Raw genomic sequence first — 23,205 nt, 5'->3', positions numbered from 1 at the left:
GCGAAAAACCCGTAAATATAAAGAGCAAGGAGAAACAACTATGACAACTTATTCAATCGATGTAACACTAAGTCAAACAAAAAAAGAAAAGCCGCAATCTGATCAATTGCAATTCGGGAAAGTCTTTACGGACCATATGTTCATTATGGATTATACAGAAGGCCAAGGATGGCACGATGCTCGTATTGTACCTTATCAACCTATCACATTAGATCCGGCATCCATGATCTTTCATTACGGGCAGTCTGTTTTTGAAGGACTAAAAGCATATGTAACAAAAAAAGAGCAAGTATTATTATTTAGACCAGATGAGAACTTCAAACGTTTAAATAAATCAAACGATCGTCTTTGTATTCCTCATGTTGATGAAAACTTAGCGCTAGAAGCGTTAAAGCAGCTGATTAAAATTGACCGCGAATGGATTCCTACTGCTGAAGGTACATCACTATACATTCGCCCGTTTGTCATCGCAACAGAGCCTTACTTAGGAGTAGCGCCATCTGACCGCTATCAATTTATCATTATTCTTTCTCCAGTTGGTTCATATTACAAAGAAGGGATTGCTCCTGTAAAAATTGCGGTTGAAAGCGAATTTGTTCGTGCTGTAGCCGGAGGGACAGGGACGGCTAAAACAGGCGGAAACTATGCTTCAAGCTTAAAAGCTCAGCAGCTTTCTGACTCAAAAGGCTATTCACAAGTACTGTGGTTAGACGGAGTTGAACGCAAATACATTGAAGAAGTAGGAAGCATGAATATTTTCTTCAAAATCGATGGAGAAGTAGTAACGCCATCTGTGAACGGAAGCATTTTGGAAGGAATTACGCGTAAATCTATCATTGAGCTGCTAAAACACTGGGATATGCCTGTAACTGAGCGCCGTATTTCTATGGAAGAAATTAAGCAAGCTTATTCCGAAGGCAAACTAGAAGAGGCATTTGGAACAGGTACAGCTGCAGTTATTTCTCCAATTGGCGAACTATTTTGGAATAACGAGAAAATGGTCATCAACGGTGGAAACACGGGAGAAGTATCACAAAAACTGTATGACACTCTAACAGGTATTCAAAATGGTACAGTGGAAGATCCATTCGGCTGGGCAGCGGAAGTAGAATAAATTTCGGTAATCGAATATCTTTTTACGTAAAAGAAGCGGGACAGCTCCTGCTTCTTTTTTGTTTGTTGCCGAATAGTTCAAAAGAAACAAGTTATTTTTTGGATATTTAGAACTACTTATATACTTTTATTGTAAAATGAAATATAATTATCCTTATAAAAGTAATACTTTGTCTTTATTGAAATTCACAGCATTACTTATTCGTTATAAGGGGAAGAACAAAATGCTTTTTTTATCACATGATGAAAAAATTAAACAGCTGGCTTCACACTTAGCTGAGCGACTCGAAAGAGAATTAAACCAAGAAACCTCAGATGAACAAATGCACGTGCTCATCGGCTATTTATTTGCTTCTCATTTAATCGAGCACCGTCCTACGGGTTATTACGTAAGGTCTCAATACCCTGAGCAGCTAAAAGATTTATATGAAACTTTACACGTCCATCAATAAATTATCTCTTCCTCTTTTGTCCTATATCGTGTAGAATTTTAGAAAATATATGATTTTCTAGTTGATGGCAGAGCTAGGACATAACGTGGTGTGGCATTTACCTTTAAATGATTAAGTAATGGCTTTAGAGGTGAATAATGTTAGCGCAGATCAAAGAAATGAGTTTAGATAAAAATCGTCGTAATCCACATTACCGCGTATTGTTGCAGTGTCCAGACGGGAGTGAACTATTCATTCACTTTAATTATACATACCGATCAAAAACATATTGGTCAAGAGATGTATATTACAACAATGTTCATAAAAAATCTCAGCTTTCTTGGTATACCCAAAGCGTAGAGGAAATGACTGCTCAGCAGTTTCTTGAAGAGCTAGGAGCTAAAGTAAATGAACATTTCAACTTTACACTGCGACGATAACCCAAAAAAGCGCCCTTTAACAAGGGCACTTTTTTGGGTTATTTTATATAAACAAGGGCAAAATAATACATATTCTCTTTAATAATAGTCACTGCTTCCTTACTTTTTCTTTATAAAAATTGGCAAGATACTGCGTTTAAGTTATCTATCAAGTGATGAAGAGACGGGTTGTGTTTTATCACTAATTTTTATATAATGAACGTGTAAAACCCTCTATTTATATCGGAAATAGAGGTGTTTTTACTGTGAAAAAGATACAAAATGGCAAAATATCTGCGGATGAACATCATTTTTCGCAAAAAAATTAAAATAATGTAAAAGTTTATGTTAAAATGGCAATGTTGCGTGAACGAATTAACTAACTTTACGCAAGAATGCTATTTACATACGTAAGAAGGAGAGAGATTTAAGATGGCAAAGACGTTAATTTTTGGACATAAAAATCCTGACACAGATACAATCTGTTCTGCAATTGCATACGCTGATTTAAAGAATAAATTAGGTGTAGACGCTGAACCAGTTCGATTAGGCGATATTAACGGTGAAACGCAATTTGCTCTTGAAAAGTTCAACGCTGAACTACCACGTTTCGTTGATGAAGTATCTAAAGAAACAAATGAAGTTATTTTAGTGGACCACAACGAACGCCAGCAAAGTGCAAACGATATTGATCAAGTTCGTGTGCTTGAAGTAATTGATCATCACCGTATTGCTAACTTTGAAACAGCAGATCCTTTATACTATCGTGCAGAGCCAGTTGGATGTACGGCAACGATCTTAAACAAGATGTATAAAGAAAACGGCGTAGAAATCGAACCTAACATCGCAGGTCTTATGCTATCAGCTATCATTTCTGATTCTTTATTATTCAAATCACCAACTTGCACAGACCAAGACGTTGCAGCTGCTAAAGAATTAGCGGAAATTGCAGGTGTAGATGCAGAAGAGTACGGATTAGCAATGCTGAAAGCTGGAGCTGACTTGGGCGATAAAACAGCTTCACAATTAATTTCATTAGATGCTAAAGAATTCAGCATGGGTACAAGCAAAGTAGAAATTGCACAAGTGAATGCAATTGACGTAAACGACGTTTTAGTGCGCAAAGTTGAATTGGAAGAAGCTATTACTAAAACAATTGAAGAAAAAGGATTACAATTATTCCTTTTAGTTGTTACTGATATTTTAAACAGCAACTCTACTGCATTAGCACTAGGTTCTGCTGCTTCAAAAGTAGAAGAAGCATACAACGTAACGCTTGAAAACAATACAGCTGTCTTAGAAGGCGTTGTATCACGTAAAAAACAAGTAGTTCCTGTATTAACATCTGTATTTGCTTAATAAAAAAAACGGTTCGTGTTTAGACACGAACCGTTTTTTTGTCCATTTGCACGTCAAGCCAATTTAGTATATCTTCTATCACTTCATCTTTATTTAATTCATTAAGCAACTCATGACGGCACTGTGTAAAAAAGCGGTAGCTTACGTCTTGCAATCCTGCTTTTTTAAAGTCGTTATATACTTTGAATACACCTTTTGTATAGCTGCCTACTGGATCATGTTCTCCAGATATTAAATAAATAGGCAGGCTTGATGGTACTAGCTTTATATTAGCTAAATTAGAGATTTGTTTGATTCCTGTTAATAAGTCATAGAAAAATCCCGCTGTGAAAACTCCTCCGCAGTAAGGGTCATTTACATATAAATCTACAGCCTCATTATCTTGACTTAACCAATCAAAAGGTGTTCGAGCAGGATGAAAGGATTTATTGTACTGTCCAAAAGAAAGTTTATCAAGCAATGGACTAGCAGATCGTAATCCTTTTCTTTTTTTCTCTATTTTCGCAGCTAATATGCCGCCCTTCAGTGAAAGGGAAGGAATGCTGCCAGTACCTGAGAGCATCACACCATGAATGTGCTCTGTATTCAATTGAATATATCTTCTCGTTAGAAAAGACCCCATGCTGTGACCGAAAAGAAAGATTGGTAAGCCGGAGTGTTCCGTTGAAATGTGCTTAGTCAGAGCAATCATGTCGTAAACTACGGTGTCAAAACCATTTTCCTCAGCAAAAAAACGCTTTTCTTCATCTTTTAAAGCTGTTTGACCGTGACCGCGGTGATCATTTCCATATACGATGTAGCCATGTTGAGTTAATACATTAGCAAAGTATTCGTAGCGTCCAATATGTTCGGCCATCCCATGGGCTATTTGGACAACGCCTTTTGCAGAATTGTTTTCAACATCCCATTTTTGTGCAAATATTTCTTTTTCCTGATGACCTCTGTAGTAAAAGGATTGTTTCATGCTCAGCATCCACCTTCTGCTTCCCTGTAAAATAAGGGATATATGTATATATTATACTAATTTATGCAGGTGATTTTACTATTTTGAAATAAAAAATGATTATTTTGTCATAAACCTTTACAAACCTTTATGTGATTTGTTAAATTAGTATTTATATTAAAAATTATTAAACAATTTAAAAAGATTCAGTTTTTAATAGGTTAGATGAATACGGAGGGAATTATTGTGGCAGAATTAAGAAGTAACATGATCAAAAAAGGATTCGACAGAGCACCGCACCGCAGCCTACTGCGTGCAGCTGGTGTAAAAGAAGAGGATTTCGGCAAACCGTTTATTGCGGTTGTCAATTCATATATTGATATTGTACCAGGTCATGTTCACTTACAAGAGTTTGGTAAAATCGTAAAAGATGCGATTCGCGAAGCTGGTGGCGTACCTTTTGAAATGAACACTATCGGTGTAGATGACGGTATTGCGATGGGACATATCGGTATGCGCTATTCATTACCAAGTCGTGAAATCATTGCTGACTCAGTTGAAACGGTAGTATCTGCTCACTGGTTTGATGGAATGGTATGTATTCCAAACTGTGATAAAATCACGCCTGGGATGTTAATGGCTTCATTACGTCTGAATATTCCGACAGTTTTTGTTAGCGGCGGACCAATGAAGGCTGGCGTAACGAGCGACGGTCGTAAGATTTCTCTTTCTTCAGTATTTGAAGGCGTAGGAGCTCATCAAGCTGGTAAACTTGATGATAAAGGATTACTTGAATTAGAACAATTCGGCTGTCCGACATGTGGATCTTGTTCAGGAATGTTTACAGCGAACTCAATGAACTGCTTAGCTGAAGCGTTAGGACTTGCTTTACCTGGAAATGGTACAATCTTAGCAGTTGCTCCTGAACGTAGAGAATTCGTTAAAAAATCAGCTAAACAGCTTATGGAATTAATTAAATTAGATTTAAAACCACGTGATATCGTAACAGAAAAAGCAATCGACAACGCGTTTGCTTTGGACATGGCGTTAGGTGGTTCTACAAATACAGTTCTTCATACGCTAGCTCTTGCGAATGAAGCTGAAATTGAGTATCCATTAGAGCGTATTAATGAAGTGGCAGAACGCGTGCCTCACTTAGCAAAACTGGCTCCGGCTTCTGATGTATTTATTGAAGACTTACATGAAGCAGGAGGCGTATCAGCTGCTTTAAACGAGCTATCTAAAAAAGAAGGGGCTCTTCATTTAGATACGATGACAGTTACTGGAAAAACGCTAGGTGAAAACATTGCCGGATGCGATGTAAAAGACTATAACGTTATCCACCCAATCGATAAGCCGTTCACCGAAAAAGGCGGACTTGCTGTATTGTTTGGTAACTTAGCTCCAGACGGCGCGATCATTAAAACAGGCGGTGTTCAAGACGGCATTACTCGCCACGAAGGACCAGCAATTGTATTTGATTCTCAAGACGAGGCGCTGCACGGTATTGCTAACGGAAAAGTAAAAGAAGGACATGTTGTAGTCATTCGCTATGAAGGACCAAAAGGCGGACCGGGAATGCCTGAAATGCTAGCTCCAACTTCTCAAATTATGGGAATGGGACTAGGTGCAAAAGTAGCGCTATTAACGGACGGACGCTTCTCTGGCGCTTCCCGTGGATTATCAATTGGCCACGCGTCTCCAGAAGCTGCTGAAGGCGGACCGCTAGCATTTGTCGAAGATGGCGACCACATCGTGATTGACATTGAAGATCGTTCGATGAATGTTCAAGTTTCTTCAGATGTTTGGGCAGAACGAAAAGCAAACTGGAAAGGCTTTGAGCCAAAAGTGAAAAAAGGCTATCTTGCAAGATATTCTAAACTTGTAACTTCTGCAAGCACGGGCGGAATTATGAAAATCTAATAGCACAAAAAAGGCTCTCAGCAGAGAGCCTTTTTCTTTACTAAAGTAACTGTGCAAAGAAGCATTTTTAACACGAAAATTCTTTTTTCATAATAACGTGTGGGATACCGTCTTCCATAAAGACATCAGAAACAGTCTTATAGCCTAATTTATGATAAAAAGGCTCAGCCTGAACTTGACCGTGAAGCTTAGCTTGAGTTAATCCTTCTTTTTTCGCTGCTTCTTCTAAGCTGGTCACCACTTCTTTTCCGAGCCCGTATTTTCTAAATTCCTTTAATACGCATATTCGCTCTATTTTGGCGTAATCGTCTACTATGCGGAATCTACCAGAAGCTGCCGGTTTATTGTTATAGTGAATCAACATATGTTTTGCCGTTTCCTCATGTTCATCAAATTCATCTTTTAATGGCACGCCTTGTTCTTCAACAAACACTGTTTTACGTATATGAAATACTTCTTCAAGCTGCTCTTTTGTTGTAACATGCTTAATTTTCATCGAAAATCCTTCCTTTGCTGCGAATTTATGATTCTTTTTTGTATAATAAAGATATCTGATATAAAAGAGTATAAAGGAAAAACAAAATGTTGTAAATGCAACAAAAAAAACAAACGAGTGAAATATTACATACATGATGTTTTAATTTCTCGCTGTTTGAACTGTATCAGTAGCATTAAATTTAAATGCCGAGCGGAGTATGCTCAAAAAATAGCACTTCAGCTTTTAACAAACTTTAGAAAGAATTACAATCAGCTAGAACATGTTACAAAAGGAAAGAAAATGTATTATGAAGCGCCATGGCTCTACATAACTTGTAAAAAGAGAAATATTCACAATAGTAGTAGGATGAAAAAGGGGAATGTATCATGCAAATAACCTTAGTGTATAAAGATGAGCAATCGAATAAATTTTGGAAAGTTGAAAGAAGAGACAGCAAGTTAGTCATTCACTTTGGAAAAGTTGATACAGCCGGTCGCATGCAAGTGAAAGAGTTTGCTTCCGCAGAAGCTTGTGAAGCGGAAGCTGAAAAGCTGATTCGTGCAAAATTGAAGAAAGGATATAAGCCTTTAACTTGTTCAATGCAAGTAATGAAAGACAGTACGATGTCAGAGGATCTCTTTTGGGAACTGATAAAAAAGGCGAAGACAAAATTAGATGTCGATGAGCAAATGGAATGGCTCCGCTCCACGCTAGCAAAGCGTTCTGAAAAAGACATTTTCCGCTTTGATCAGCTATTAAATCAGCATTTTGATCAATCCTATACTTCTTCATTGTGGGCAGCAGCTTATATTGTAATGGGCGGTTGTTCAGATGATTGTTTTGATTATTTTAGAGCGTGGCTTTTATATCAAGGAAAAGATATTTATTATAAAGCAATTGAATCTCCTGAGACGATGATTTCTGTGCTTAAACCACTAGAAGCAGAAGGCTATGCTCCTCAATTAGAAGAATTACTTGCTGTAGCATGTGAAGCTTACGAAGAAAAGACAGGTTTAGATAACGACTATTATTATGATAAATATGACCAGTTTGACCCAATGTGGTACGATGAGCAAGATTTGGATCTTGATTGGGATGAAGATGATGAGGACGGTTTACAGATGCGATTCCCTGTGCTTTGGAGTCGCTATTGGAACAATCACCTCGAATACTAAAAAGAAGAGATGAAAATCTGTATACAGATTTTCATCTCTTCTTTTCTTATTTTGATAGAGTGGGTGACGGCGCGGTCTGAGATAGTTTTGTTTTTTTGTTTAACATACTATTTATGATCATTCCGATTACAATTATTATCATACCAGCTAACGCGATCCCTGTTGGCATACGGCCATTTAATAAAAATACTTCGCCAAGAACGGTAAAAATCATGCTGCCTGATTGAGTTGCTTCAACCGCTCCAAGCAAACCTAAATTTTCTTTTGCCAAGTCTGTTGCATAAAAGAACGTCATAGTAGCAATTACACCCGAACTCATTGCCAAGATGAAGGCTTGAGAAAATTGGGGAGCACTCGGAATACCTGTAGTAAAGAAGCCGTATATTGCGTAAATAATGCTTAGCGGAATGCTTCCTAAAGCCATTCCTAAAACACGTTGGAACGTATCGAGCTTTCCGCTGCATATTTCCATCATTTTTCGGTTTCCAAGCGGATATAAAAATGCAGCGACAACAACAGGTAGAAACCCTAGAATAAACTGCATAGCCGTAATATTTTCTGCTTCTTTTACCTGCATAAGAATCACGCCTACTAAAATAAACGCTGAAACGCTAAGGGTTTTTAGCGGAATTTTCCCTCTTACTTTTTTATACCCTTCTGCAGTTTGAACTTTTATAAAAAACAACGGAGAAAGAAGGGCTCCTGCTAGAATGGTCACTTGCCACGTTCCCGCCACTAGCCATGATGGTCCGAAAAGTGAGGGAAAACTTAAGAGAGAATAAAAGCCTACTCCTGCAAGTGTACCCCAGCCAAGCCAAGCCCACGGATGTTTTTTCATTTCCTTCCACAGAGGCATAAATTTCTTTTGCAGCAGCACTAAAATGAGTAAAATAGGAATAGCGAATAAAAAGCGGAGGGATGCAGTCCATGCCCAACTCGTTCCAGATACATTCATTGCTCGGTTGACAATAAACGTAGCGGAAAAGAACATGGAAGATAATAGTCCCCATATTATTGCTTTCATTGTTTACCCTCCTTATTAAATATATTATAATATGTTATCTACTCAAAAAAGTTTATCATAATATATATCAGAAAGGAAGGAAGAAATGCATACAGAAGAGATGATTAAAAAAGTAGGCAGTGAATTACGAAAAATCAGGGTGCAAAATCATTTGACGCTGGATGAACTGGCTGAAAAGACAGGAGTTAGCAAACTCACATTAGGAAAAATTGAAAGAGGAGAGACCAATCCTACTTTAGGGGTGATGTGGAAAATAACCACAGGTTTAAATATTCCTTTAACCAAATTAGTGTCAGTAGAACCTTCAGTATCTCTATCTAAGTGCGGAGAAGGGTTTTCTCTCAAAGGGCCAGATGAAGCTTGGAAAATAGAGTTTATGTTTCAACACCAAATGGATTCGACGATTGAAATGTACCGAGCATTTCTTTCTCCTCTTGTTACATACTACCCTGAACCTCATCACAAAGGATTAATTGAAGTAGCAACGGTAATGGAAGGCAGAATTGAAATAAAAATCGAAGAAGAAGTATACGAGTTAAAACAATTTGATTCGGTGAAATTTGAAGGAAGTCATACACACTCATACAAAAATCTCGAAGAACGTCCTGCTGTGCTGCATCTATTAGTAAAATATGAACAATAAAGCGGCAGAGCCGCAGTAAAACGAACCATAAAAAATGATTCGTTTTACTGCGGCTCTAAGAGCTGTTTATTCATCAGTTTGTTTTGATAGCTAATGTATTTCTTCACCCTGATGATAATTAATGAATATTCTTCAATCAAACGGTGGATAGATTGAACCATACACTCTGGATAATGATGTTTTTTTTGTAAATATACTTTATACTTTCGAATTTGTCTTTCGAAATATAAAATAACTTGTTCAGGTGTTTTCACCAGTAAAGATTGCATGTATTCATCTACTTGCTTTTCGAGAAACGAGTAGCGATTCGTGATAAAAAATGTCTTCATCTTATTTTCCTCCCTATATGTTAGTGGTACAAAAAAGAAACCCTTGTGCTAGGATTCCTTTTTTGCTTTTTATTTGAATCAGCTGTGCGCAACTTTTAGGCACTGATACTCGAAATCGAAGACTGTCTATATTTTTTTATTTTGCATTTTATATATGTAGGCGTTTCGCCGAAAAGATTTGCTACATGTGCAATAGCTCCATAATACGTTTTAGCATCCATCATTTCTTTATTCACAATATAGTCATACAGGGATGATTCAATATCATCAACAAAAGCTAAAATGTGACGCTTTTCGAATAGGAGTTGATAAAGTTCATTAATTAAGTATGGGCTTTGATCAAATTTGTCTTGAAGCTGCTCTACTCGGTACTTTGTCATAGGCACTTCACACAAGATAATGTATCGTAACTCTTCTAAAAATAATTTATTCATCTTTCTCACATCCCTATTCTGTTAATAATTATATAATAGCACTATGCCTTTATATTTGGAAGCGTTTTCAATGTATTAATTTTAATATTTTTTTCTTCTCATTTTCTTTCGTTTTTTCTTTTCTTACGTGAATTATCTGTAGTATAGTTCGTTTTACGTAAAGACTCTAGCTAATTGTTAAACTACCTGACATACTTTTTGAAATTTTTATTATTGGTGTCAAAAACTCTTACATACTTAAGGGGAAACACCTTAAAAAGAACGTCCTATAAGCCGGAATCGTCTTTAATTGTGATAAAATAAAAAATGGAAAATACATCATATAGGAGAGAGGCTATGGAAAAAGATCATATTTCAGAGCTTAAGATTTTAAAAGACATCGCCGAGATTTTGAATGAAGGCACTAATTTACATACAATGCTTCACGATGCTCTTTTAAAACTGCTGCAAATAACAGATTTACAAACAGGATGGATCTTTTTTATTGACGAAAATGGAAAACATGAGATGATTGCCGCTCAGCATTTGCCGCCGGCTTTATTAAATAAAACCGCTCAGCCTATGTGTAACGGAAGCTGCTGGTGTGTTGATCGGTATATGGATGGCCGGCTTCAAAAAGCTTCTAATATTATGGAGTGCAAGAGACTTGAAGATTCCGTCATTCATGAGTGGGGAGATACACACGACATTACCCATCACGCAACGGTTCCCTTACAAGCAGGGGATGAGCGCTTTGGATTATTAAATGTAGCTGCCCCTCATAAAATTCATTTTGAACAGCGAGAGCTTGATTTATTAGGATCCGTCGCTCTTCAAATTGGCACGGCTATCAAGCGGATTAAGCTGACTCAATCTCAGCAGGAAGTAAAACTTATTGAAGAAAGAAACAGACTGGCCAAAGATCTTCACGATTCTGTTAATCAGCTGTTGTTTTCAATTAATGTCACAGCCAAAGCCGGAAGCAGCTTAGCGAAAGATGTACAGTTAAAAGAGACTTTTTCCTTAATCCAAGAAACCGCTCAGCATGCTCAAGTGGAAATGAAAGCATTAATTTGGCAGCTTCGTCCTCAAGGATTAGAAAACGGCATTGTCAGTGCGTTAAAAAGCTATGGTCAAATGCTAGGTCTTAACGTAAAAGAACAAATTAATGGAGTGTCTGTTTTGCCTGCTGTGATTGAAGAGACACTGTGGAGAGTCGGGCAAGAAGCTTTTAATAATTGCCGAAAGCATGCCGGTACGGCAGAGGTACATTTAAACGTAAATATAAGCAAAGAACAAGTAATTATGAAAATTCAAGATAGCGGCAATGGATTTATATATATCGCTTCAGCAGAATTGCCAACGCTTGGGTTAAAAACCATGCAGGAGCGAATAAACAGATTAAATGGCAATCTATCTGTTACAAGCAGCATAGGAAACGGAACGGTTGTGGAAGTATCTATTCCTCTTTCATAACAGAAAGGAGCGCATATGAAAATAAAGATTCTAATCGCAGATGATCACCACGTTGTCCGAAAAGGGCTTGTCTTTTTCTTACAGACGCAGCCAGACTTAGAAATTGTAGGAGAAGCTTCTAACGGAGAGGAAGCTTTAAAGTTAGCGACATCCCTAGAGCCACACATTGTTTTAATGGATTTATCGATGCCGATTCTCGATGGAATCGAAGCAACAAAAGAATTAAAAAAACAAGCCCCGCATATACAAGTCATGATTTTAACAAGCTTTTCGGATCAAGACCATGTAATACCGGCACTAGAAGCTGGAGCTTCAGGCTATCAGCTAAAAGAAAGTGACCCAGATGAACTTGTAGTAGCTATTCGAAAGCTAATGAACGGAGAAAATCAGCTTCATCCAAAAGTCACCACACACTTGCTAACACGGTTAACCAAAAGCAGCGAAAAGAAAGTCAATTTTATTGACCACTTAACGAAACGAGAAAAAGACGTGTTAAAAGAAATTGCAAAAGGTAAAAGCAACAAAGAAATTGGTGCTTCCTTACATATTACAGAAAAAACAGTAAAAACACATGTATCTAATATTTTATCGAAGCTCGGTGTTCAAGACCGCACGCAAGCTGCTCTATATGCTGTGCAGCACGGCATTTCCTAACCTACGACTTTAGTTGTAGGTTTTTCTCTGTGCTTCTCCGTCTATATTGGTAGCTTTCTTTCTATCAATAGCATGACGAAAAAAAGTTCAATCATCCCTATACTATACATATAACCAAACGACAGAGGAGTAGATAAACATGAACATACTTATTATGAATGGATGTCCTAGAGAAACAGGCCGAACAACACAAGTGACGAGAGAGCTTCACAAAAGCTATCAAAGTTCTTTTCTAGATTTAAGCCAATTATCGCTTCCTATATTCACAGGTGAACCTCATCAGTATGAAACAGAAGAAGTACAAGAGCTAATTGAAAAAATAGAAAAAGCGGATGGTATTTTACTTGCGACGCCCGAGTACCACGGAGCTATGAGCGGAGCGTTAAAAAACGCGTTTGACTTCTTAAACAGTGCGTATTTTGCGCATAAGCCCGTAGCACTTTTAGCAGTATCAGGAGGAGGAAAAGGAGGCATTAATGCTTTAAATAACCTTAGAACCGTTACACGCGCTTTGTATGCGAATGTTCTATCTAAGCAGTTGGTATTAGACCCTGCAGACATCGTGGAAAAAGGGACTTTGCGAAAAAACGCAGCTGACGGAATTCATGAATTAGTTAATGAGCTGAATCTGTATACACAAGTGTCTAAGCAAATTTTAGAAGCTAAGCAAAATGTTTGATGAAGGCGCTCCATACAGACCGGCGCTTTCAGGCCGTAGTAGCTGCTAATGTTTTATCTTCTATCGGCTCCGGTATTACGATGCTTGCCATTCCTTTACTGTTAGTTGCATCTCCACATGGAAATAGACTATTTGGCACGATTATGCTGATTATGACGGTGATTAGCTTTATAGCTACTCCGTATATAGGTGTTCTTATTGATCGAATGTCACGAAAGAAACTGCTGTTAACCGTAGAATTGATAGGTTTTATCACGGTCATGTTATTTGTAATCGTCGGTTTTGTTACAGATTATTCAACGATTCACTACGTAATTTTGTACGGAACCGGAAACCTTTACTACACGTTTTTTTATCCAACGATTTTTGCGTTAAATCAAGAAGTTTTTTCAAAAGATGCGTTTCAATCATTAAACAGTATCATGGAAATACAAGGGCAGCTATCGAGTATGCTTGCAGGAGCTTTGGCGAGTCTAGTCATTACTCGTTGGTCGCTTCAATGGATTTTAACAGTCGATGCAGCTACGTATATAGCTGCATTCCTTTGTCTATTGAGTATTCCATATAAACAAAGCAGGGAACGAAGCGACAAGAAACACACTGCTATGAAAGAAGGTTTAACATTTATAAAAGAAAATCGCTCGGTCTCTCTTTTTTTACTGCTTTCTTTTATGCCTTTCATCGCTGTGATGATGACGAACTATTTATTTCCTATTTATGTGACTCAAGAATTAAACGCAAGTCCAGCAGCATATGGGATTGAAAGTGCTGTATATGGTTTCGGGGCGTTAACGGCAGGGGTATTCATCGTATCTATTATGAAAAGAACAGGCACAGAGCTAGCGATTATGCTTAATATAAGCCTTTTTGCACTCGGAATATCTATCATCTTCTTTATGAAGCTTTTGCCGGTTTATTTTTCTATTGTGTTTCTTCTTGCTTTTGCAAATGCAGGTACAAGAATAGCTCGAAATACGTTTATGATGCAGAAAATACCGAATATCATCGTGGGAAGAGTCGACAGCTTTTTTCGCTTTATCACGTTAGGTATTCGAATTTTACTGATTTTCTTCTTTACGTACGTTACGGCTAACGATCGTATAGGACTGGCTTTTTTAGGACTTAGCCTGCTTTTATTATCATCCGCTGGAGCGGGCTGGATACTCTACAAAAGAAAACAGCGAAAACAGTCTGCATTGCTTAAGAGTGTTTTATAATGTCTGTTGCATGTTATAATAGAGGAATTGACAAATAATGTTCAACGTTATAAACGTTGAACATTATTTGTTCTGAATAGAAATTAAACAGAAACAGCATTGACTGTTATGCGATTGGAAGATTGTGAAGCGATGATAAATAAAACATTAAACAAAGAACAATTAAAAGATTCGTACTCAAGCAGAACGTACTATAGAGGACACACGTATTACAAGCAGGGGCGTGTGCTTGATTTGGAATACAATGAACAGACCACTACGTGGACAGCATCCGTTCGAGGCGCGGAAATGTATACGGTAATGGTTGAACAAAAAGGAAATTCTTTTTATTCATTCTGCGATTGTCCTCCTTATCACGAGTTTTCAGAATGCAAACACGAAGTAGCTGTTTTATTAACCATTTGCGATGAGCGAGCAAAGCCGCAGCCAATTAAAACGAAGCCTTTTCGCCAAAGCAAAGAATACGAGAATGTAAATCATTTTATCGACTTATTTTCAAGCTATCAGCAAACAATAAGCGACCACAGAAAATATGCAGATAAAGATCCGTTGAAAGTGGAATTTATTTGCAAGTCTTACTCAGAAGAATTTTTACGTTCAGAAGGAATGTACGTAGCGCTTGAAATGAAAGTAGGCGTCGACCGGACGTATGTAGTAAAAAACATTCAAGAATTTTTAACAGACGCTAAAGAATTCAAAACTCACGAATTTACCAAGCGCTTCGAATATGACCCGGCGGAACATTTTTTTATAGAAGAAGATAGGAAAATCATTGAGCTGCTGATGGATATTATGACAAATGAATCATTTTATAAAAATTCTTATTCTATGTATCGTTCGTCTGCAAATAACAGAGAACTAATCATTCCCTCCATCATAGCCAAAGAGTTATTTCAATTGCTCAAAGATCGGAACTTTACATTTATTCATGACCGGCACTCATATGAAAATATTATCTTTGCTGAAAGCTCAGCTCCTTTTTCGTTTCAGTTAAATAAGCACCCGGCAGCTGGATTTGAACTAGACTTTACGGAGCTTCATCAAGCTTCGTTTTTTGATCGATACGGGTGGCTATTTTTAAAGGGGACGTTTTATGAGCTATCTCAAGATCAGCGTATGCTTCTTGAAGGGCTTCGAAAAACGGCGCCTTTGAAGCCAGTCGTACCTATAGCAGAAGAGCAGATGAGCAATTTTTTATCTCACGTCGTTCCAGGACTAAAAAAAGTAGGGAAAGTGGATATCGCAAAAGAAGTATCCCATCAGATTATTGCACCTGAACTAAAAGCAAAAGTATTTATTGACCAGGAAGATGAACAGCTGTTTGTGACGCTTCGGTACCACTATGGAGAGATTTCAATTAATCCATTTTTACCTCAACCTGAAAAGTACAATAAAATCTTAATACGAGATTTAGAAAAAGAAGACCGCGTGATGGATTTAATTGAAACAGCTCCTTTAAACATTTATAAAAACCAGCTGTATTTAAATCAAGATGAATCATCTTTATATGAATTTTTGTTTCATATTGTTCCAAAGCTTGATGAAATAGCGGATGTGTATATTACGGATGAAATGAAAAATTATGCTTATACGGATTTTTCTGCGCCAGTAACAACGGTTGACATCAAAAACAGCAATGGGTTATTAGAAATTAATTTTGATTTAGGAGACATTAACCATCAGACCGTTCAAGATGTTTTAAAATCTGTTTTAGAAAAGAAAAGCTATCATCGTCTAGATAACGGTGCGTTTATTCCTCTTGAAAACGAAGGCTTTGAGCATATTCAAAATCTGTTTCGTGAGCTGAACGTAACCGAGAAAGACTTAAAGGATAACTCATTGCAAGTACCTTTATACAGAGGAATGCAAGTGGAAGAGATTATGAGTGCGGGTGATAAATCAGCTGCTAAGTTTGGCTCAGCATTTAAAAGGTTACTCACACAGCTCAAATCTCCAGAAGAAATGGATTGGGAAGTACCGGAATCCTTGCAGGCATCGCTGCGTGATTATCAGTACAATGGGTTTAAGTGGTTTAAATCTCTGGCTCACTACTCTTTAGGAGGCGTACTGGCTGATGATATGGGGCTTGGAAAAACGCTTCAAAGCATTGCCTATATCCTATCTGAAAAAGAGCTTGATGAAGATAGCTGTACCTTTTTAATTGTTGTGCCGGCTTCCTTGATTTATAACTGGCGCAATGAATTGGAGAAATTCGCACCGAATCTAACGGTTCAAACCATTACAGGAACGCCAAGCGAGCGTGAGGAGAAGCTAAAACGAACAGCTGACGTATGGATCACATCTTATCCAACGTTGCGTCAAGATATTGATTTGTATCAGCACCTTCATTTTCATGCTTTAATTCTAGATGAGGCTCAGAGCATTAAAAATTATACAACGAAGACAGCAGTAGCTGTTAGGACTATTTCAGCTAAAAAACGTTTTGCGCTGAGCGGTACGCCTATTGAAAACTCACTTGATGAGCTTTGGTCAATTTTTCAGACCATTCTTCCTGGTTTATTTCCAGGGCTTCGCCAGTTTAAAAACATGTCATCGGAGCAGGTCAGTCGAATTGTAAGACCATTTTTACTGCGACGAGTAAAAAAGGATGTGTTAAAAGAACTGCCTGATAAAATTGAAACAACTCATTTATCTGAGCTGACTAAAGAACAAAAAGAGTTATATGTAGGCTATTTAGAGCAATTAAAATCATCTTTAGCCGGTGAAGATTTTAATAAAAACCGAATGAAGATCTTGGCGGGATTAACAAGACTTCGCCAGGTTTGCTGTCATCCGTCTTTATTCGTTGAAAATTACGAAGGGTATTCAAGCAAATTAGAGCAGCTGCTTGAGATTACAAGAAATGCTGTTGCCAACGGAAAACGTTTGTTAATCTTCTCTCAGTTTACAAGCATGCTTCACATTATTCGAGAAGAGCTTCAAAAAGAAAATCTCTCATACTTTTATTTAGACGGTCAAACCCCATCAAAAGAACGAGTGGAAATGGCGGATCGGTTTAATAATGGAGAACAAGACATTTTCTTAATTTCATTAAAAGCCGGAGGCACGGGCTTAAATTTAACGGGAGCCGATACGGTTATTTTATATGACTTATGGTGGAACCCCGCGATTGAAGAACAAGCGGCAGGCCGTGCACACCGCATTGGACAAAAAAATGTTGTGCAGGTCATCAAGCTTATTTCTCAAGGAACCATCGAAGAAAAAATTTACGGCTTGCAGCAAAAGAAAAAAGAACTCATCGAACAGGTTATTCAGCCGGGAGAAACAATGCTTTCTAGTTTGACAGAAGAAGAGCTTCGAGAACTGCTTAGTATGTAGCAAAGGATGTGGGATGAATGAAAAAATGGGCGTTTGTATCAGATTTTGATGGAACAATTTCAAAAAAAGATTTTTATTGGATTGTGATTGAAAAGTATTTTCCAGAAGGTGAAGAACTTTTCCACCGATGGAAAGCAGGAGAAATGAAAGATATTGATTTTTTATCTACTGTTTTTCAATCCATTCACCAAGAAGAACCGAAAATTTTAGAAGAAGTAGCGAATATTCCAATTGATGAATACGTGCCTACTTTTATTAAAGCTGTTCAGAAAAACGGCGGAGATTTTTATATTTTAAGTGCTGGAACAACGTATTATATTAAACCGATTTTAGATAAATACGGTGTTGAAAAAGTGGAAGTTTATTCAAATGAAGGATATTTCCATCAAAACAACGTTCACTTGCGTCTAGACCGTGCTCACAGATGGCATTCAGAACGCTACGGCATTGATAAATCTGCTGTTATTCAAGAACTAAAGGAAGCATACGAAACGATTTATTTTGCTGGAGACAGCGAGCCGGATTCGCATCCGGCAAAATATGCAGATGTCACATTTGCAAAAGATTCTTTGCAAGATTTACTGCGCGAACAAAATGTTTCATTTGTTCCGGTTGAGACATTTGAAGATATTGAGCAATATTTAATACAGCACAACGTGATAAGAAAAGGATAAAAACAGCGGTATTATTTGATTACTTCAAATAATACCGCTGTTCCTATTCCTCCTCCGCTTCCTAAAGCCGCTATTACATATCGCACGTCATGGCGCTTGCTTTCATAAAAAAGACGCGTAGCTAAAATAGCTCCTGATGCTCCGTATGGGTGTCCTAGCGTCAATGCTCCTCCGCGAATATTCACTTTCTCTTCTGATATCCCGAGTTCTTGCATACAAGCGACAACTTTAACGGCAAATGCTTCATTTATTTCAATTAAGTCAATATCATTTACCGTAAGAGAATTTCGCTTCAAGATATTTTTAATCGCAGAAACGGGCGCAATAGCAGGGTAAAGAGGTGACACTCCTGAAATATCAGCGTCGATAAAGCGTAAAACGGGCTGAAAGCCTAAGGCCCGTGCTTTTTGCTCTTCCATCACAAGTGTAATGCAGGCTCCGTCGTTAATTCCGCAGCTGTTGGCTGCAGTAACGGTGCCTTCTTTTTTTAAAAAGACAGGGCTGGCTTTTTGCAGCAGCTTTGTTAGGTTTCGTTTTTTCATAAATACTTCATCGTGCATCACGTTTGGAAGAGGAAGCGTTTCTTCTTCAAATAATCTCTTTTCAAAAGCCTCCCAGCTTCTTTGATGACTTAAAAGAGCATACCTGTCTTGCTGGTCTTTAGATATGTTGTATTGCTGGGCTACGTTTTCTGCTGCAATTCCCATGTCAGGATCACCAATTTTATCGGGAGAAAAACGTGCTCTTTTTTCAAAAGGAGAGGTGCTTGTACTTTCAACGCCTCCAGCTAAATAACACGTTCCCGCACCTGCTTTTATTAAATAGCTGGCCATTCGAATGGCCTCTAAGCCAGCTCCGCACTGACGATCAATGGTCATTCCTGGGATAGAAAAAGGGAGGTCTGCTTCTAAAGCCGATAGCCTAGCTACATTTCCTCCTGGCCCTACAACATTCCCTAAAATAACGTCATCAATTTCATGCTCGATTCCTACGCTAAGCTGTTTTAATAAAGGAGCAGCTAGTTCTTGAACATGAAAATTTTTAAGTACGCCGTTTTCTTTTCCAATGATTGTACGCTTCGCTTTTACAACTGCTGCTTGATAGATAGTCATCACTTCCTTACATAGAAGCTGTGTTGGAACGGCCAGGTACCGTTACTGCTTTTCGAACTTTTGTAATTAAATAAGCCGCGACCACTGCTTTTATACAGTCACCTGGAAGGTAAACGAAGCTTAGCTGAAGAGACTTCAGAAACGGAATGTGAAGCTGCATTGCCTGTACAGGAATGCCGCATGCGTATACTAACACAATCCCAAATAACACATTTATGGCAAATGCCTTTGCAATCGTTACATTTTTTAACTTAGATAGCGTCCAGCCAATAAAGAAAGCTGCAAACACATAGCCAATGATATATCCAGCACTCGGGCTCAAAAATACGCCAATTCCTCCGCGCCCTCCAGCAAGTAAAGGAACGCCAGCTGCTAGTAAACATAAAAAAAGAAATTGACTTAAAGCTCCTAGTCTAGCGCCAAGAATTCCTCCCGATAGCATGACACCCATAGACTGAAGGGTAATTGGAACGGGTGTAAAAGACAAAAAAATAGGGGGGACGAGTCCTAGAGCTCCCATTATAGCTGTGAATAATGCAACATACGTCATATCTTTTGTTTTCATCGTAAACCTCCGCTATGTATGATAAAACATGACTATCGTATATTATTAAACTCCAATTAGTCAACTATATTTTTATGTCAGTTTACATTTATCCTTTTCTCAAACGTACATTTACGGTACACTAAAAGAAAAAGGGAGTTTAAGCAGTAATGAAACGAATTGAAGAACTAATTTTTTATCAGTGTCAACAAAATCCTGATAGACTCGCACTATCGGATTCTATTGATGAACTAAGCTATAGTCAAATGTGGGATCGTGTATGCAAAGCGGAAAAACAGCTCCAGGAAAAAGGGATGGAAAAAGGAGAGCTCTTTGCTTTAAGTATGCCAAATAATGTAGAAGCTGTTGTGTCATTTTTAGCGATTTTAAAAGCTGGTGGAATTGTGATGCTTTTACATAATGAGTTAACAGAGGCTGAAGTGGATAACTATTTTTCTATTCAATCCCCGAATTGGCTATGGAAAACATCTTCTTTAACTAAAATAACAAAAGAAAAACCAATCCTGCCCGTACGGCGAGTGAATGCACTGTCCGATCTATTTTTATTTGGATTTACCTCTGGGTCAACAGGTAGGCCGAAAGGATTTGTAAAATCGCATTATTCTTGGTCTTCATCATTTCAAGAGTGGTCGGATATATTTTCTTTAGTGCAACACGACAAAGTGCTCGTTCCTTTACATATCTCGTATTCTGCCCAGCTTTACCCAGTTTTGCATGCACTTTGCAGCGGTATGCAAGCTATCATGCTAGAAGCGTTTACACCTTCGGCTGTTTTTAACAAGGAAGCTAGCTGTATGTCTATTACACCTGCATTAATTTCTCCATTGCTTCGTTATGTACAAAGCAGACCAAAAGAAAAACGACTTCTGCCAAAAACCATAATTTCAGTAGGTAATAAATTATCTCCTTCTGTTCGAAAGAAATTTTCACAAGCGTTTCCTAATACCTCTCTGTATGAATATTACGGATCTTCCGAAATGGGATTTGTTACGGTGCTTTCACCCCATACAGCTGAAACGCTGCCTCATACAGTAGGCTATCCTGTTGACAGCGTAGACGTTTTAATCCTGAATAAGCGTGGAAAAGAAGTAGAAAAAGGAGATAAAGGAACACTATTCGTGAAAACAACTCAAGCATTTGAAGGGTTTGTTAAGGACAGCGAAGAAACGAACCGCTCATTTTTTAACGGATATGTTACGTCCCATGATATTGCGGTTCAGCTTCAAGACGGAAGCATTACCATCGTAGGGAGAGACAAAAACGTGATTAAAAGCAGCGGAAGCTTAGTGTATGCTGAAGAAATTGAAGAGCTGCTTTTACAAATACCGGGCGTTAGCGAAGCAGCCGTTTTTAGCGTGGTAGATGCTGAACGTTCAGAAGTCGTAGGTGCCGCAATTGTCTTAGAGAACGTTTCTCTTTCTGATGTGAGACAAGCGCTTACAAAACGAGTATCTGCTTATAAAATCCCGCGCGTATGGAGAATTTTAAAGTCCTTTCCGCGAATGAAAAATGGTAAAATTGACAAAGCGACGATATACAGCTACTTTACAGAGAAAGAAGGGAAGACATATGATTTCATTTGAACCCATTACAGCTGACACGATGTATATTGTGTCAGAGACTATCAATTCAAACGAAGCTTATAACGTATTAGAAAACGGCAAGAAAGAGCGGAGTGAAGAAGAGCTTTTTAAAGAATACATGAATGAAAAAACAGACAGTTATTTTATAAAAGCTGATGATACATACGTAGGAGTTATTGATTACATGAAACAAAACCCTAACGATGACCATCCATGGATTGGAGCTTTTATCATTCATAGCGCCTATCACAATTTTAGTTTCGGAACGCAGGCCTATCTAGCGTTTGAAGACAAGCTAAAAGAAGAGGGAATTTCCGTTCTACGCCTTGGTGTCCTGTCTCAAAATCCTAGAGCCAAGCTGTTTTGGGAACGTCTTGGTTTTACCCAGTACGCAACTAAGCCGCTGCATCATAATCAAGTTAACTGCTTGAAAAAAGAGCTGTAAAAACATCCATGGGTTATATCCGCGGATTTTTTACTGTGCATTAAACGTTCGAAAGAAAATATAGTAACCACTTTATTATTATCAGAGCCTTATGCTCCTGTTGAAGGCAACGTAAGCCTTCTATTCGATGCGACTTGAAGTAACCGAACTGATTGTCATAAAATTTTATGTCTTCAATGCGTTCGTTGCCTATGAAATTGTAACAATTCCTTATATATAAGTAACTTTAAATGTAAGTCGAAAGTTACTTTATTCATTGGGACCTTGCAACTGTACTCAATTTTAGCAGGAGAAAAGAAGGTATTCCTAATATAAAATTAACTATTTGAGCTGTTTAGTATATGAATAAAAAGTGTACTTTTTATTCATATATTTTTGCTAATGCACTTGAAAAGAACGTTGAGAAATCAAGAATGGATAAAAAACTGAGTAAAAAAGAAACAAGACCTCATCTAAATCCCTTCTCCCAAGATGATTCTTTTTGGTGATGTGTACCGAAAAGAGTGTTTATGGTGCGACAAGAAGTCGCTTTCTTACAGTGTAGCTAACGCTACTCATCTAGACGCAGAGATGATCTCCATCCGAAACGGCATGCTTGGTAACGAGTCTGTCGGTTGCATGAGGAAATGCGGAAACAGAGGACAAATGCATGATCCAGAATACTGCTAGGAGAAGATAGGTATGGTAAACGAACGTGAAGGTTTGTAAGCTTCGTTACTCTTAGCCCAAGATAATGCATAGATTGGCTTGGGTCTTGGTAAGAGGAAAAGTAGAATCATAAGGCTACTCTAATGCGTCCCGCATCTTACCCGGAGTAAAGAACCTACCTACCCCTATCGCATCTGTAGAATGTGGAACTTGGTAAGCCCTATGTCATCTGCACAAGCAGTAGGATGACTGCAAAGTCAAACGATGTGGCAGAGGGTATGGGATATGAGAAAAAGCGAAAGCCGTTACCCTGAAAAGGGACAGGAAAGCAGAAACATTGTATAACTGGACGGATACTGTCGTCTCTATTGACAATGACATGCTCGAAAGAGCGCCCACTTCTCATTGGTCTTCAACACGAAAATAAATTTGTGGCTATCTTCTAACGAAAAGGAGCGTGCTGTTATGAATACCTCTCTACGAGCGTCGGCGCACGTCTCGCATAAAGGTTGGTACTCTATTAATTGGAATACTGTACAAAGATATGTAACGAAGTTACGACA

Annotated in this window: 22 protein-coding genes; 15 read left to right on the top strand and 7 right to left on the bottom strand. The window is 38.1% G+C overall.

What is annotated here, in order from left to right:
- Positions 1-40 precede the first annotated feature (40 nt).
- The 4 genes from ACN6NE_RS24685 to ACN6NE_RS24670 all read left to right on the top strand — a co-directional run bounded on the left by ACN6NE_RS24685 (position 41) and on the right by ACN6NE_RS24670 (position 3,322).
- Positions 41-1,114 carry a branched-chain amino acid aminotransferase gene (locus ACN6NE_RS24685; protein ID WP_129709548.1) on the top strand — a complete coding sequence of 358 codons (1,074 nt, stop codon included), beginning with the start codon at positions 41-43 and terminating at the stop codon, positions 1,112-1,114.
- 223 nt (positions 1,115-1,337) lie between these two features.
- A complete protein-coding gene (locus ACN6NE_RS24680; RefSeq protein WP_014459922.1) occupies positions 1,338-1,565 on the top strand; it encodes a hypothetical protein in 228 nt (75 codons plus the stop codon).
- A 137-nt stretch (positions 1,566-1,702) separates the two neighbouring features.
- The gene (locus ACN6NE_RS24675) at positions 1,703-1,984 is read left to right on the top strand and encodes a hypothetical protein (protein ID WP_129709546.1); all 282 of its coding nucleotides are present in this window, start codon (positions 1,703-1,705) and stop codon (positions 1,982-1,984) included.
- A 411-nt stretch (positions 1,985-2,395) separates the two neighbouring features.
- The gene (locus ACN6NE_RS24670; RefSeq protein ID WP_013057209.1) at positions 2,396-3,322 is read left to right on the top strand and encodes a manganese-dependent inorganic pyrophosphatase; all 927 of its coding nucleotides are present in this window, start codon (positions 2,396-2,398) and stop codon (positions 3,320-3,322) included.
- A gap of 19 nt (positions 3,323-3,341) precedes the next feature.
- Here ACN6NE_RS24670 and ACN6NE_RS24665 read toward each other — a convergent pair whose 3' ends face one another.
- Positions 3,342-4,286 carry a lysophospholipase gene (locus ACN6NE_RS24665; RefSeq protein WP_474327927.1) on the bottom strand — a complete coding sequence of 315 codons (945 nt, stop codon included), beginning with the start codon at positions 4,284-4,286 and terminating at the stop codon, positions 3,342-3,344.
- A gap of 225 nt (positions 4,287-4,511) precedes the next feature.
- Between ACN6NE_RS24665 and ilvD the strand changes: the two genes are divergently transcribed.
- On the top strand, positions 4,512-6,188 hold the full coding sequence (ilvD, locus tag ACN6NE_RS24660) for a dihydroxy-acid dehydratase (RefSeq protein ID WP_474327925.1): 1,677 nt from the start codon (positions 4,512-4,514) through the stop codon (positions 6,186-6,188).
- 67 nt (positions 6,189-6,255) lie between these two features.
- Here the strand turns inward: ilvD and ACN6NE_RS24655 are convergent, their stop codons facing one another.
- Positions 6,256-6,684: a GNAT family N-acetyltransferase gene (locus ACN6NE_RS24655; protein ID WP_474327923.1), complete on the bottom strand. Its 429-nt coding sequence runs from the start codon at positions 6,682-6,684 to the stop codon at positions 6,256-6,258.
- A gap of 368 nt (positions 6,685-7,052) precedes the next feature.
- Here ACN6NE_RS24655 and ACN6NE_RS24650 point away from each other — a divergent pair, with 368 nt between their 5' ends.
- Entirely contained in the window at positions 7,053-7,841 is a 789-nt protein-coding gene (locus tag ACN6NE_RS24650) for a DUF4240 domain-containing protein (protein WP_474327921.1), read from the top strand.
- 46 nt (positions 7,842-7,887) lie between these two features.
- Here ACN6NE_RS24650 and ACN6NE_RS24645 read toward each other — a convergent pair whose 3' ends face one another.
- Positions 7,888-8,865, bottom strand: coding sequence for a DMT family transporter (locus ACN6NE_RS24645; protein WP_474327919.1), 978 nt, complete (start codon positions 8,863-8,865; stop codon positions 7,888-7,890).
- A gap of 85 nt (positions 8,866-8,950) precedes the next feature.
- On the opposite strand from ACN6NE_RS24645, the gene ACN6NE_RS24640 reads away from it, so the two are divergent.
- On the top strand, positions 8,951-9,508 hold the full coding sequence (locus ACN6NE_RS24640; RefSeq protein ID WP_129709536.1) for a helix-turn-helix domain-containing protein: 558 nt from the start codon (positions 8,951-8,953) through the stop codon (positions 9,506-9,508).
- Positions 9,509-9,552: 44 nt separating this feature from the next.
- Here the strand turns inward: ACN6NE_RS24640 and ACN6NE_RS24635 are convergent, their stop codons facing one another.
- On the bottom strand, positions 9,553-9,837 hold the full coding sequence (locus tag ACN6NE_RS24635) for a hypothetical protein (protein ID WP_029321972.1): 285 nt from the start codon (positions 9,835-9,837) through the stop codon (positions 9,553-9,555).
- Between the two features lie 95 nt (positions 9,838-9,932).
- Entirely contained in the window at positions 9,933-10,271 is a 339-nt protein-coding gene (locus ACN6NE_RS24630; RefSeq protein ID WP_013057201.1) for a hypothetical protein, read from the bottom strand.
- Positions 10,272-10,607: 336 nt separating this feature from the next.
- On the opposite strand from ACN6NE_RS24630, the gene ACN6NE_RS24625 reads away from it, so the two are divergent.
- From ACN6NE_RS24625 to ACN6NE_RS24600, 6 genes are all read left to right on the top strand, one after another.
- Entirely contained in the window at positions 10,608-11,726 is a 1,119-nt protein-coding gene (locus ACN6NE_RS24625; protein ID WP_129709534.1) for a GAF domain-containing sensor histidine kinase, read from the top strand.
- Between the two features lie 15 nt (positions 11,727-11,741).
- Positions 11,742-12,380, top strand: a complete 639-nt coding sequence (locus ACN6NE_RS24620; protein WP_474327915.1) for a response regulator — start codon at positions 11,742-11,744, stop codon at positions 12,378-12,380.
- 139 nt (positions 12,381-12,519) lie between these two features.
- The gene (locus tag ACN6NE_RS24615; RefSeq protein WP_129709530.1) at positions 12,520-13,059 is read left to right on the top strand and encodes an NADPH-dependent FMN reductase; all 540 of its coding nucleotides are present in this window, start codon (positions 12,520-12,522) and stop codon (positions 13,057-13,059) included.
- Positions 13,059-14,276 (top strand): MFS transporter, encoded by a 1,218-nt coding sequence (locus tag ACN6NE_RS24610; protein ID WP_474327912.1) that lies wholly within the window; start codon positions 13,059-13,061, stop codon positions 14,274-14,276. Before ACN6NE_RS24615 ends, ACN6NE_RS24610 begins: the two co-directional genes overlap by 1 nt.
- A 132-nt stretch (positions 14,277-14,408) precedes the next feature.
- Positions 14,409-17,615: an SNF2 helicase associated domain-containing protein gene (locus tag ACN6NE_RS24605; RefSeq protein ID WP_474327910.1), complete on the top strand. Its 3,207-nt coding sequence runs from the start codon at positions 14,409-14,411 to the stop codon at positions 17,613-17,615.
- 17 nt (positions 17,616-17,632) lie between these two features.
- Entirely contained in the window at positions 17,633-18,289 is a 657-nt protein-coding gene (locus ACN6NE_RS24600; RefSeq protein WP_129709524.1) for an MtnX-like HAD-IB family phosphatase, read from the top strand.
- Between the two features lie 11 nt (positions 18,290-18,300).
- On the opposite strand, the gene ACN6NE_RS24595 is transcribed toward ACN6NE_RS24600, so the two are convergent.
- Together ACN6NE_RS24595 and ACN6NE_RS24590 are read right to left on the bottom strand one after the other, a co-directional pair.
- Positions 18,301-19,395 carry an acetyl-CoA C-acyltransferase gene (locus ACN6NE_RS24595; RefSeq protein WP_474328504.1) on the bottom strand — a complete coding sequence of 365 codons (1,095 nt, stop codon included), beginning with the start codon at positions 19,393-19,395 and terminating at the stop codon, positions 18,301-18,303.
- 13 nt (positions 19,396-19,408) lie between these two features.
- On the bottom strand, positions 19,409-19,966 hold the full coding sequence (locus tag ACN6NE_RS24590) for a biotin transporter BioY (protein ID WP_474327908.1): 558 nt from the start codon (positions 19,964-19,966) through the stop codon (positions 19,409-19,411).
- A gap of 149 nt (positions 19,967-20,115) precedes the next feature.
- Here ACN6NE_RS24590 and ACN6NE_RS24585 point away from each other — a divergent pair, with 149 nt between their 5' ends.
- Together ACN6NE_RS24585 and ACN6NE_RS24580 are read left to right on the top strand one after the other, a co-directional pair.
- Entirely contained in the window at positions 20,116-21,549 is a 1,434-nt protein-coding gene (locus tag ACN6NE_RS24585) for a class I adenylate-forming enzyme family protein (RefSeq protein WP_474327906.1), read from the top strand.
- Positions 21,536-21,994 carry a GNAT family N-acetyltransferase gene (locus tag ACN6NE_RS24580; RefSeq protein WP_474327904.1) on the top strand — a complete coding sequence of 153 codons (459 nt, stop codon included), beginning with the start codon at positions 21,536-21,538 and terminating at the stop codon, positions 21,992-21,994. Before ACN6NE_RS24585 ends, ACN6NE_RS24580 begins: the two co-directional genes overlap by 14 nt.
- Positions 21,995-23,205: the final 1,211 nt, after the last annotated feature.

Source organism: Priestia sp. 53B2 (assembly GCF_056099005.1).
This window is presented reverse-complemented; position numbering and strand designations above follow the sequence as displayed.